The sequence below is a fragment of the Treponema porcinum genome, assembly GCF_900167145.1.
In the GTDB taxonomy this organism is placed as follows: Bacteria; Spirochaetota; Spirochaetia; order Treponematales; family Treponemataceae; genus Treponema_D; species Treponema_D porcinum.
Window position 1 is genome coordinate 34785 of record NZ_FUWG01000002.1, and the last position, 12790, is coordinate 47574.

Consider the following 12790-nt stretch of genomic DNA (forward strand, 5'->3'; position numbering starts at 1 on the left):
GTCACTCAAGGCAGCCTTTTTTACTGTTTCGTACTGTAATGCGTACGCTATTTTTTCAGAAGATCGGCGAACGGATTGTAGCTCATTCCGTCATCACTTCCGGAATTATAGCCGCCTCTGCCGCGCCCGTCGCGGTTTCCGCCTGCAAACTGTCTTGCTCCCTTGTCCTGGCGGAATCCTCCTTTGTCAGAACCGCCTTTTGCTCCGGCAGAACCTTTCTTTACAACAACAACTTTACGCGCACCACCAGACGAAGTGCCTTCTCCGTTTCCGGCAGACCTGCCGGCATTGTTCTGCCCTATGCGGCTTGCCGCATCGCTTTTAAGGCTCAGGCTGATTCTGCGGCGGTCCTTGTCAAGCGCAAGAATAGTAAACTCAAAAATATCGCCTACCTTTACGACTTCCATCGGATCAGAAACAAACGAATCGCTTAATTCTGAAACGTGGATAAGACCTGTTTCGTGCAGACCAATATCAACAAATGCACCAAAATCAACGACGTTCTTGATTTTTCCGGTAACTTTCATTCCTTCTTTCAAATCTTCAAACTGAACAACGCCTTTCTGCATAATCGGAGCAGGATATCCGTCACGCGGATCACGATTCGGCTTCTGCAATTCTTCTATAATATCGTTCAAAGTCGTTTCACCGATGCCGTACTTTTCGCACAGTTCCCTGCGCTTTGCACTGTCGATTTTTCCGCCGGCTTTTACAACAGGAAGAACCTCGCGCGCAACACCGTAATTTTCCGGGTGAACCCAGGTATTATCAAGCGGATCATCGCTTTCTGCAATTTTAAGGAATCCGGCACACTGTTCAAACGCCTTAGGACCAAGTCCCGGAACTTTTTTCAAATCTTCGCGGTTTGTAATTTTTCCGTTTGCATCGCGGTATTCGGTGATTTTTTTCGCCGTGCTCATCGTAATGCCGGAAACGTAACTCAAAAGCATATAGCTTGCTGTATTAAGATTAACGCCGACCTGATTTACAACTGAACCTACAACTTCATCAAGCGTTTCGCTCAGCTTTTTCTGATTTACATCGTGCTGGTAAAGACCTACGCCGATAGCTTTCGGATCGATTTTTACAAGTTCTGCAAGCGGATCCTGAAGCCTTCGTCCCATAGAAATTGCGCCGCGTATCGTAAGATCAAGTTCCGGGAATTCCTTTGTGGCAACTTCACTTGCAGAATACACCGACGCACCGGACTCATCAACGACAGTATAGCGAACGTCCGCATCCGCATAATTTTCCGTAATTACTTTTGAAACTACAGCCTGAACTTCAGGGCTTCCCGTTCCGTTTCCTACTGCAACAACCTGAATATCGTACTTGTCAATTGCATCGTTCAGCGCCTTGTATGCGCCGTCAGGATCCTGTACCTGGAAAATCTTGAAATAGCCAAGATATTTTCCCGTTTCATCAAGCGCGGCGCATTTTGTACCGGTGCGGATTCCAGGGTCAATACCAAGAACGCGGCTTCCCTTAATCGGCTGCGTCATCAGAAGATTTTTCAGATTTTCGCTGAAAATTCCGATTCCGTGATCGTCTGCTGCATCAGTTTCATCGCTGCGTATTTCACGAAGAACAGCCGGACTTAAAAGCCGCACTACTCCGTCCTCAATCGCTTCCTTGTGATATGAATTATTTACTTTTGTACGGCGCGTAAGCAAATCAACGGCTGAATCAACGTTTACATCAAGAGTTACGTCAAGCGCCCCCTCACGTTCGCCGCGGTTTATGGCAAGAATACGGTGCGGCTTCACTTGACTAAGCGGTTCTGTATAGTCCCAGTACATCTGATATGTAGACGTTTTGGCAACCTGCTCTTCGTCCTGTCCTTCCGGAACAATTCCTTTTGTATTTATATTGCCTTCCGCCATATACAAATCGTGGATTGCAGTACGGTTATTCGTGTCCTGACTTACGCGCTCGGCAAGAATATCTTTTGCCCCGGAAAGCGCATCTTCCGCACTCTCAACGTTAAGCGCAGCATCCTCATTATCAGTCTTAATGAATTCCTTTGCCTTTTCCCGGATTGCCTCGTCGTCAAGTTCAAGCATTGCATCTGCAAGCGCATCAAGTCCTTTTTCTATAGCGACCATACCGCGCGTCTTCTTCTTTTTCTTGAACGGTGCCCACAAATCTTCAAGCTCCGTAAGCGTAGAAGCCGTCATTGCCGCAGTGTAAAGGCTTTCAGTAAGTTTTCCCTGCTTGAAAATACCCTTTACAATCTCAAGACGGCGCTCTTCAAGATTTTTATATGTTTTGAAAAGATGGTCGCAGTCACGAACCTGCACTTCATTCAAATTATCGTGCTTTTCCTTGCGGTAACGGCTGATGAACGGAATGGTACACCCTTCATCAACAAGACTGATGACCGCACTTACCTGCTGAACGCGAATCTGCAATTCGTCAGCAATTTTCTTCATAATATCAACTTCATTGATTTGTAACGCTTCAATCGTTTCTTCTGTAAATTCCATAGGACATCAATTTTACGAAAAAACAAAATGCGTGTAAAGACAAAAAAAATAATCGCTTGAAAAAAGAAAAAAAAGACAGCTTTCCCTTCGTTTTCAGAAGGGGAATTTCAGAAAATTACAGTTCGTTTCCGTCAAGAGCCTCAAGTTCAACTATTCCGCTGGAAGAAGATGACTTTCTGCTTGCGGCATTGAACAGCTTGTCCAGCAAATCATTGCAGTTTTCTGACATAATCTCATACAGTTTCGGAATAAGAAGCTGTTTGTTCAACGGATCAAGACCGCTCTGTCCGCTTTTGCTGACGAATGCAAAGACAAATAATTTTCCGGCATCAGTTTTGCGCGTCATATACAGAACTGCATCAGAGCGGATATGAAGTCCCTTTATGGAAAGCGCAACGTCGTGAACTTTCTCATACTCGGCAAGCGTCAGGGCATTTTCATCAACACAGAATGAAAAATGGCTTATGCTTATATCACTAAGTTTTCCGGAAAGCCCTTCCTTTGCATCCGTAACAAGCTGAAAATTACAGGAAGAAGTACATACTGCACGAACATTCTTTCGCCGTCCCATTGCTTGATTTGCCCACAAAACTTTCTCAATAATGTCAAAATTGTTTTTTTTCTGATATTCAAGCTGAATACACCCGCACTGAATTCCGATTGTGTACAGATACTGCCTTTCTATAGCCGTCCGCTCCGCAGGCGACTGCCTCTTTGCATAAACAACGCCGAACAAAGCCTCAGGATATTTTACGTGCATCTGCTGAATAAACTGTGCCCAATTCAAATTAGGAATGCGGAAATCTATATTGAAAAAAAGGATAGAATCTTTGAATATAGAAAGTATAATTTCTACTTTTGTTTCTATTGACAGAAAAATATCATTATCAATGAAATAACATTCATAGCCCATCGTAAGGCATTCTTCCAGAAGTCCCTGCGGAAGTAAAGACCTGTCAGGCGCTATAAAAAAAGTTTTTCGACCCTTGATAATTTCGTCTACTAGATTATCCAAAAATCACCCCCAAGCAACGTAACGACAATCTATTATAATACAGAATGACAAAAAAAGAATATAAATTTTAGATATAATGTTTAATTCCGTGATGCTCGACAAGTTTTGTCTTTACCGCAATTATGTAGCTGCCGAAAATCGCCGTAAGCGCATCAAAAGCTGCCGCAAAAGAGCAGATTATCGGCGCAGCAGGCTTAAGCAGAAGAAATCCGTTTTCAAATCCGCGGCTGTAAAGCATACACAGAACGGATATTGAAACGAACGCGCCTCCGGCAGGAAATCCACCGAGCAGGAACGAAATTCCGAAAGAAACTGCCGTTATCCACAGAATATCAGTAAACGGAATGCTCAGGCTGGAATACGAACGCCATATTACGATAAAGCTTATCGCCGTAACAAGTGCAGAACCGCCGCGTGCAAAAATGCTGAAAAGCGGATGAACAACACCGTTTATGCGCCGGCGCACTCCAAGACTTTCTTTTCCGTGGCGCATATTAAGCTGAAGCACAAGATTTGTATCGCCGCTGAAAAATGCCGTAACAACAGAACAGACTGAAGCGTAAAGAATCCGGTACGGATGCGGATCGTGGCACAGATACCGTATAATCAGCGGATAAACAACGCCGGCAATGAAAATAAAATCAACAAGAAGCATAAGGATAAGCGGCGCAAAAACTCCGCTTGTCAGCACTCCGCGGAACTGAATAGTCCAGCTGCACAGAACCGCCACCATTCCCACGGAAAGGAATTCCGTAAAAATAACGCTTATGTTGTACATAAGTTTTGAAAGCGAATCAGCTAGCTGCGTCACCGGCTTGAACAGAACCGGGTCAGCAGTAGACGCCGTTCCCACAAGCATTGCAAAGAAAAATGCCGCCAGAATGAACGAACCGTTATTAAGCGTTTCAAACGCAGAATACGGAAGAAGGCTCTTAATCAAATCACCCACGCCAAGCGATGCCGATTCCGAAACTGTTTCAACCGTAATCGGAATGCGCGGAAGCTTTACAATCAAAATAGAAAGAAGTCCCGTAACCGTAAGAATAAGCGAAGAAGCAACAATCACTCCTCCCGTCCAGATGCCGGTCTTAAAAAGCATCTTCGTATCGCGCAGACGGTTGAACGCAATGACGGCAGTAAAAAACACCACCGGCACAACCATATACCGTCCGAACCTTACGATAATTTCCGTTACGAACGAAACGGCAGCCGCCACCTGTTCATTTCCCAAAGGAAGAATAAATGCAAACGCCGCTCCGAACAGCGCCCCAATAAGATATTTTATCCAAAGTTTCATACAGTTTCCTTACTCTACCGTAACCGATTTTGCAAGATTTCGCGGCTGATCAACGTCTTTGCCAAGCTCGCGCGCACAATAGAACGCAAACAGCTGGCACACCGCAACCATCGGAATTGCATAGAAAACAGGATTTTCCACCTTCGGCACGGCAATAAAATCGTCAACAATCGCTTCAAGCTCAGTATCACCCTCAACACCGATTGCAATAACAGGCCCCTTGCGCGCCTTAATTTCCTTTATATTGGAAATAACCTTCTCGCGAAGATAATCATCAGGAACAAGGAACACGCTCGGCGCATTCTCATTAACCATCGCAATAGGCCCATGCTTTATCTCCCCGGCAGCAAAAGCCTCTGCGTGAATATACGAAATTTCCTTCAGCTTAAGCGCGCCTTCAAGCGCAATCGGGTACATAAGACCGCGTCCAAGGAACAAAAAATCCTTTGCTCCGCAATATTTTTTGGCAACTGCATGAATTTTCTCCCTGTTCATAAGCGTCTCTTTCACAAGGCGCGGCTGCTGCATAATCTGCTTTATGAACTTAAGACCGTCCTCCTTGCTCATACCGCGCTGCCGGGCAAACTTAAGCGCAAGAAGATAGAAAATAATCAGAGTGTTTGAAAAAGCCTTGGTAGAAGCAACGGCAATCTCCGGCCCGGCGTGAATGAACGCACCGCCGTTACTCTGCCGCGCAATAGTCGAACTTACAACATTGCAAATTCCAAAAACCTTTCCGCCCTTCTCCTGAATTTCCTTCATCGCATAAATCGTATCAGCCGTTTCGCCGCTCTGACTAACCGCAAGATACACGTCATCTTCACCAACAAGCGGATTTTTATAGCGCAGCTCGCTTGAAAATTCCGTATAAGCAAAAATGCGCGCAATCTGCTCAAACAAAAGACAGCCCTCGTAACTTGCATACCAGCTCGTTCCGGCAGACATACAGCAGATTTTCTTTGTCCGCTTGAAAATATCGTCCTCAAATCCGCTCATCTTAGCCGTAGCATTTTCCATATCGATGCGTCCGGCAAACGCACGCTCAATCGATTCCGGCTGCTCGTTGATTTCCTTTTCCATATACGTTTCATAACCGCACTTTTCCGTTTCGTGGGCATTTATCGTAATTTCCTCAACGCGTTTAGCATAATCATTGTTAATGACATTCGGGAATTTAAGACCGTCTTTCGTAACCTCAACAATATCGCCGTCCTCAAGATAAATTACGCGCGTAGTATTACCCACAATCGCATTAACATCAGAAGCAATATAATACGCATTGTCCGAAAGCCCTATGACAAGAGGACCGCCGCGCTTTGCAACAACAATCTTGTCAGGCTCGTCAACACAAGTAATCGCAAGCGCATACGTTCCGATAACCTCATTAAGCGCCTTCTGAACAGCATCAAGCAGGTTTCCGGAATAATGCTTTTCCACAAGATTAGGAATGACTTCAGAATCAGTTTCGCTTGAAAACTCAACGCCCTCTTTCTGCAAATCCGCACGAAGCTGCTGGAAATTCTCGATAATTCCGTTATGCACCGCAGCAACCTTATTCCTGTTGCCATAAAACGGATGCGCATTCAGGTCAGTAACCATACCGTGAGTCGCCCATCTTGTATGCCCGATTCCCCAGGAACCGCTCAGTTCCTTAGGAAGAACACCCACCAGCTGAGAAAGTTTCCCTGCCTTTTTATACAAATAGAATTTCGGCTCGCCGCCCTCAATTTTTCCAACAATAATTCCGCTCGAATCATAACCGCGGTACTCAAGCTTTTTCAGACCATTTATCAAATACGGAACGGCATTTTCCGTTCCCACATAACCAACTATTCCGCACATAGAAACCCCCGCAAAGATCACAATAAATTATTTTTAAGGAAACACTGAATAAATCCATCGAAGATTTTTCAGTGTTAACTTTGAATGTAGCTCATTATATAAAATTCATCAGGGTGGGGGAAGTCTCCCCCTCGGCTCAGCCGCCCGTATTTCGCAAAGCTCAACACGTCCGTCTTCGCCTGCCCCCTCAAACAGGGCTCTGCCCCGTAACGCCCCGGCAAATTAACCGCGCCGGAAACTCATTTCCAGACCTTTTTTCAGCCCCTCTCCCCGCGCATCAGCGACTCAACCCACTTCTGCATCAAAATACCGAATGCAACACCAACGTTAAGGCTTGCCTTAAGCCCTATCATCGGAATGGAAACGCGTCCGTAATCTGCACGCGAAAGTGACTGCGGACTTACACCAAGTTCTTCCGAACCGATAATGCATATTCCGCGTTCGGGAAACTTAAATTCTTCAATCGGAGTTCCGCCTGTTTCAAGCGCAAAAACCGGCATATCTTCCGGCAGTGCCTCCAGCGGAACGCGCTCGTAGCCCATCGTTTCAATGCAGCCCATACCGCTCCGCACGGCACGCGGCTGTTCAGGATCAACGCAGAACGGGGAAACATAAACTTTCTCTGCACCCATTCCCTCCGCCGTCCTGAAAATCGAACCAATATTGAACGGCGAACGAATATCCTCTGCGTATACGCATATGCCAGGGTAGAAACGCCGCGCCTTTACAACGCCGTTTTCATCAACCGGACTTTCGTGCGGCGCAATCACCAGATCCCATTCCGCCGGAAACGTCCCGATAAGCGCAAGCAGATGGTTTCTTGCACAGTTGCATACGCGAAGCTCGTCAAACGGTTTTTCATCAAGAAGACGGCGCAATTCGTCCGAAGCGGCTTTATCAAGCTTTGGATCTTGCAGGAGAATTTCCGTTATTTTTCTTGTATATTCAGCGCGCGGCATATTCTTAAAGGAATACTCAGTACCCTTTTCTGCAATACCTGCAATGTCGCGCTCCAGCGCCCCGAACGTAAGCGCAAGCTTGCGCCTTTTCTGCCCTCCGGAAAGCTGAAATAATTTTGCTGGTTCTATCATGTAAAATTGCTCCGCAATTTCTCTATTTATACGCTCTTAAAATCCTGCGGCACTGCTCGGATTTTATTCGCTCTGGATCTATCATACGCTAGAACGCCTGTTTCAGAATGTCAAAAAGGTCGTCCGTAGTCATACTGCGCGGAAGAGAATTTACTATGTCAAGCTGACCGGCATCTTCTGCGGCCAGCGCAAGTTGATCCACCGAAACGGACAAATCTTTCAGTCGCACAGGAAGGTTTGCCTTTGCAAGCCGCTGGCGTATGTTATCCGCAAACGCCGTTACAGCTTCTGCATTTTCTACCCCTTCAGGAATTACACCCATAAGCCTGCCGATTTTTTCAACGCGCTCCGCTTTAAACTGCCTTGCATCCTCAAGAATATACGGAAAAAGAATTGCCGCAACAAGCGACCGTGAAATCGAATAACGTGAATTTATCGTCATTGCAAGAAGGCTCGCCACTCCTGCAGAACTTGAAGCCGCCGCAACAGACGCAAGGCATCCACCCTGCGCAAGCAGAATTTCTGGCGGAGTAGTTATTTCAAGCGACTTTGCGCCGTCCATTCCATAGCTCAGAAGTTCCGCCGCCTTTTCCGCAAACATATCGCTGAAAAAAGTTGCTTTCTGGGAAATATATGCCTCAACGGCAAGACACAGCGTTTCTATGGAAATAGAAGCCTTCTGGTTGTCAGTAAGCGTCATCGCAAGGTTAGAATCCCACAGTACAAGCTTGCACAGCCCGGACTGAACCTTCAATAATTTTGTCTGGCGGCTGCGCGAATCGACTACAGGAACAAACGGCGTAAAAACGTACGGCGCGCGCATTGTAGTAGGAATGCATATAAGCGGAAGCGATGCCGTCGTAGGAACTGCGCCGTCCATATAATCATACACGGAATGATTTTCGTTATACAAAGCGGCGACTGCTGCTCCAAGATGAAGCGCTTTTGAACCGCCGGCAGCTATAATTCCGTGAACGCGCCCCTGCTGTGCAAGCATGAGCGCCTGTTCAATTTCCTTTGTATTTGCGCCGTCAGTAATGTTCTCGTAAATAAAATATTCAATCTTACGTTCCAGAAGCGGCTGCAGCACCTTATCCTGAAGTCCTACTTCCTTCAGAACCGGATCCATTACAATCATAAAGCGCGAGCCCCACACCTTTACGTTCTGCGGAAGCCTGCTTATCGTATACGATCCCAGTACAATATTCTGCGAAATCCTAAAAATCAAATCTGACATATTCAATCCTGTTTATAATAAAGCAGCATCGTTTTTACCGGCTTTCCTTCAGTCAGCAAACCCTCTGCCTAAATAACTATAAAATAAAAAAGACGGAATTTCTATTCCGTCTTCTCTATTTCATAAAGATTTTAGATGCATTTTTTCAAAAACTACAGTCCGAAACTCTGCATCAGCTTGTCGGCAGCAGAAGCAATCACAGAATCATTCAAATAATTCGGATTCTGAAGTTTTGCCTTTACTTCTGCAATGCGGTCTGCACGTACATCAGGAGTTTCAGCAGCAACCTGGTTCATATAATAAACGGCAGCCTTTTCTTTTGCTTCATTAGAAACAGAAATGGAATCTGCATCCGAACGTACCTGAGCTGCTCCGTTACTACGACGTGTGTTCTGAACATTGTTTAGAGGATTAATTCCACCAATTTTGTCTATCATCATTTTCGTCCTGCCTTCTACCTTAATTATCGGTAGATTCATCAGAAAGTTGAATTTTTTTTGTACCTGAAATGAAAACTGCAAACTCACCTTTTATTGAAGGTCTGCCGGCAAAATCATCGCGCAATTCAGCCGCTGTTCCTTCAATTATTTCCTCATGCAATTTTGTCAATTCACGTCCAATTACAATCGTGCGATCACTATAAATATCGGCAATATCCGTCAGCAACTTTACAATTCTGAACGGAGATTCATATAAAACAACAGCATTCCCGGAAACAAGAAGTTCCCGAAGCCTGCTCCGCCGCCGTCCGGGTTTCGGAGAAAGAAATCCCTCGAACACAAGCGTCTTTCCGCCGACACCTGCAACGCTTACCAAAGAAGCAAATGCACTCGCGCCAGGAATCGGAACGACCGTATAACCGGACTTTCGTACAAGCCCTGCAAGAACAGCACCCGGATCGCTTATTCCCGGAGTTCCTGCATCGCTTGCATACGCAACGTTTTTTCCTTCGTCAAGTAACCCTATAATCTTCCGGGCGGCAGTTTCTTCGTTCTGGGAACGGCAGGAAACAAGAGGCTTGCGTATTTCAAAATGCGTTAAAAGCTGAAGCGTATGACGCGTATCTTCGCAGGCAATGACATCGACATTCTTGAATGTTTCTATAGCACGAAAAGTAATATCGCCAAGATTACCGATTGGCGTACCTACAATATACAACGTTGACACAACGTCATTATATCTGCAATCAATCAAATCCGCAAGTGCAGTATGCCGCAGTTCAGGGCTAATTGCCTTCAGTTTTTTTCCGAACGGCGGACGCTGACTAAAACCCAGCTGGAATTTTCATCGTCGCAGAAAAAAGATGCGCCTGTTTTATAGCCCATAATTTCCTTAACGTCATCACCGCCAAACTCATAGCCGGGAAGAAGCGTCTGCCGGATATTCTTAATAATCGTCCTGACAATCGATTTTTTCCACATCACTTTGGCGTGTCCTCCGATTATCCTGTCAAACTCAAACGAAAAAAGCGATTCGTATATCCTGATACATTCTTCAAGCGGCATACTTTCTTTCATAAACAGCCACACAAGGCTTCCGAGAGAATCGCCTGCTGCAAGAATTCTGTCCTGTTCCACAAGAAAACCAAGCGAACCGTGAGTGTGGCTGTACAAAGGCACCGTCCGCACAGTCACTCCGCCCAAATCAAAAACAGTTCCGGCAGAAAGTGGCCTGAACGGAGGGAACGGAAGCGACGTATAATAGGCGCGCGCCTTTTCCGATGAAAAATACTCATCCCTTTCCGCAGAATACTTAAAAATCTCAGCGTATACGTCGCGGTCGTGCTCCGGCGTAAGGACTTCGTCAAAAAGGCAGTTACCAAAACAGTGGTCAGGATGACCGTGCGTATTTACTACGGAAAACGGCGTGCGCACAAGTTTTTTTACCAGTTCGGGAAGATTTGCCGTTCCCCAGGACGTATCAATAAGAAGCGCGCGCTCATTTCCGCGCACAAGCGTACAGAACGAACCCGTGCCGTCTGAAATATGAAGGATATGCTCCGACATAGGAAAAACCGTAAAACAGCTGTCAGAAGCGCATTTTACAAACCAGCAGCTTTTTTCAGAAGAAGTTTTTTCCGCGCGGACAAAGCCGTTTTCAAAAATGACGCGCTCAAATTCCGGTAAATCAGGCTGGCGCACAGAAAGGGAAGCGGCGGAAAACACGGAGTAAAAATAACGCTCTGCAATACGCAGGATGCCGGCAAAAAACGCCGGACGGTTTTCAGAAGGTACAAAATCCGCCAGTTCTACGGAAATACTGCACGAATGACCCGGAAAATCGCGCGCATTACGGCGAAACGCCTCCACCGTTCCCAACGGCTCTGCACAAAAATCAGTACCGCTTCGCCTTTCAAAAACAGCCCAGCGCGCACGCTTTTGCGCACCGTCCGTCCCTGAAACCGGCTTCAACACAACATCCGCCCCGAAAAATTCCGCCTCTGGGGAATATATATCGCTCATATAAAAGAATGTATTGCGCAGAAAAAATAATGTAAAGAGTCCGCTATGCCACAAAATTCAGCAGGAATAAAAAAAAATCCATTCATCGCTGAATGGATTTCATAAATGGGCCATCTAAGACTTGAACTTAGGACCAAGGGATTATGAGTCCCCTGCTCTAACCACTGAGCTAATGGCCCGAATCGATGTGAAGTGCACTATATCACAAAACAGCACATTTGGTCAAGATGATGAAGTTACAGCGCAATAAACAGAAAGCCTTTTCAAGCTTACGAAATTGTCTGTTATCTTTAATTATATGCTTAAACATTTTTCGGTTTGACCGCTATATCAACTTTGAAAAGAATATCAGGTGTTCTATTTATATAAAGGATTAGCAGAATAAACTATACTCGTTCCTGCCGGACTATCATTCGAAAGCTTTAATGTTACTGTAGTAGAAGATAAATCTGAGATATCATAATAATATGATATCTCACTATCCATTGTAATTGATAACAGTTTATTTTCCTTCGAATAATGCCATACTCCTTTTCTTGTAACCCAACCATTTAAGTTACTAAAAGTTCCAGATCCATAATTTTGATAATATTTACAATAACAAATTCCATCTACTTGAAATTTAATAGATTTACCATTTTTTGTTTCATCATAATACCAAGTTCCAATTAAACCTTTTATTTCTTCATCAACTGTATAAACAACAGTTTTTGCAGATTTCAATAAATTTGTTACATCGCCAAGCCCTAATCCAACTGGTCCATCTTCCCTTCTTTTTACTACAAGCTTTTCATTATCTTCACTTATTATATCATACCAACACGCAATGCTATCATCCCAACTAATCGAAAAACTATTCTTTTCAATGTTCAAGTATGACCAATTACCAGTTTTTGTTATAAATGTATTTAATGCTGAAGTTTCTGCCCCAATATTTTGATAATATTGATAATATACCGTACCATTGGATATAAATTGATAATAATATCTATCATCTTCTGAATTATAATACCACTTTCCAATTATTGAAGGAGTTTCTACCGTCCCAACATTGATTTTATTCTCAAAATCTAAAGCATTTGTTTGATTTACTGACGTATCACAAGATTGAAATAAAACGCAAATTAAGGCTGTAAAAATAAAAAAATATTTTTTCATAAAACATCCTATTTTCTGCCTAATGAGAAGTGGAAACAACATAATTCTGACGTATCCACAATACTACACCCTATTTAACTTCTCATTTTACTGTAAAAATAAGAATTGTCAAATATTGTAAATTGAAGCTTGAACGAATAATATGATTTATTCTCTTTCCATAACATTGGTTTATTGCACGTAAATTCATCACCCAATCCGA

General features: G+C 44.4%; 10 protein-coding genes and 1 tRNA gene. All 11 read right to left on the reverse strand.

The features are described from left to right. Nucleotides 1-47 precede the first annotated feature (47 nt). The 11 genes from B5D55_RS00160 to B5D55_RS00210 all read right to left on the reverse strand — a co-directional run bounded on the left by B5D55_RS00160 (nucleotide 48) and on the right by B5D55_RS00210 (nucleotide 12588). Nucleotides 48-2486, reverse strand: a complete 2439-nt coding sequence (locus B5D55_RS00160; protein ID WP_078931961.1) for a helix-hairpin-helix domain-containing protein — start codon at nucleotides 2484-2486, stop codon at nucleotides 48-50. A gap of 115 nt (nucleotides 2487-2601) precedes the next feature. Continuing rightward, nucleotides 2602-3501 (reverse strand): hypothetical protein, encoded by a 900-nt coding sequence (locus B5D55_RS00165; protein WP_078931962.1) that lies wholly within the window; start codon nucleotides 3499-3501, stop codon nucleotides 2602-2604. A 67-nt stretch (nucleotides 3502-3568) separates the two neighbouring features. Beyond that, nucleotides 3569-4798 carry a dicarboxylate/amino acid:cation symporter gene (locus tag B5D55_RS00170; protein ID WP_078931963.1) on the reverse strand — a complete coding sequence of 410 codons (1230 nt, stop codon included), beginning with the start codon at nucleotides 4796-4798 and terminating at the stop codon, nucleotides 3569-3571. Nucleotides 4799-4807: 9 nt separating this feature from the next. Continuing rightward, a complete protein-coding gene (gene glmS / locus B5D55_RS00175) occupies nucleotides 4808-6640 on the reverse strand; it encodes a glutamine--fructose-6-phosphate transaminase (isomerizing) (protein WP_078931964.1) in 1833 nt (610 codons plus the stop codon). 257 nt (nucleotides 6641-6897) lie between these two features. Further along, nucleotides 6898-7731, reverse strand: coding sequence for a TrmH family RNA methyltransferase (locus tag B5D55_RS00180; protein WP_078931965.1), 834 nt, complete (start codon nucleotides 7729-7731; stop codon nucleotides 6898-6900). A gap of 88 nt (nucleotides 7732-7819) precedes the next feature. Beyond that, complete coding sequence (locus B5D55_RS00185) at nucleotides 7820-8968, reverse strand: iron-containing alcohol dehydrogenase (protein ID WP_078931966.1); 1149 nt, start codon at nucleotides 8966-8968, stop codon at nucleotides 7820-7822. Between the two features lie 152 nt (nucleotides 8969-9120). Beyond that, the gene (locus tag B5D55_RS00190; RefSeq protein ID WP_078931967.1) at nucleotides 9121-9408 is read right to left on the reverse strand and encodes a flagellar biosynthesis anti-sigma factor FlgM; all 288 of its coding nucleotides are present in this window, start codon (nucleotides 9406-9408) and stop codon (nucleotides 9121-9123) included. 19 nt (nucleotides 9409-9427) lie between these two features. After that, nucleotides 9428-10135, reverse strand: coding sequence for a 16S rRNA (cytidine(1402)-2'-O)-methyltransferase (gene rsmI / locus B5D55_RS00195; protein WP_078931968.1), 708 nt, complete (start codon nucleotides 10133-10135; stop codon nucleotides 9428-9430). Nucleotides 10136-10203: 68 nt separating this feature from the next. Beyond that, nucleotides 10204-11430 (reverse strand): MBL fold metallo-hydrolase, encoded by a 1227-nt coding sequence (locus tag B5D55_RS00200; protein ID WP_078931969.1) that lies wholly within the window; start codon nucleotides 11428-11430, stop codon nucleotides 10204-10206. A 106-nt stretch (nucleotides 11431-11536) separates the two neighbouring features. Continuing rightward, a tRNA-Ile gene (locus B5D55_RS00205) sits at nucleotides 11537-11609 on the reverse strand. Between the two features lie 178 nt (nucleotides 11610-11787). After that, a complete protein-coding gene (locus B5D55_RS00210; protein ID WP_078931970.1) occupies nucleotides 11788-12588 on the reverse strand; it encodes a hypothetical protein in 801 nt (266 codons plus the stop codon). Nucleotides 12589-12790: the final 202 nt, after the last annotated feature.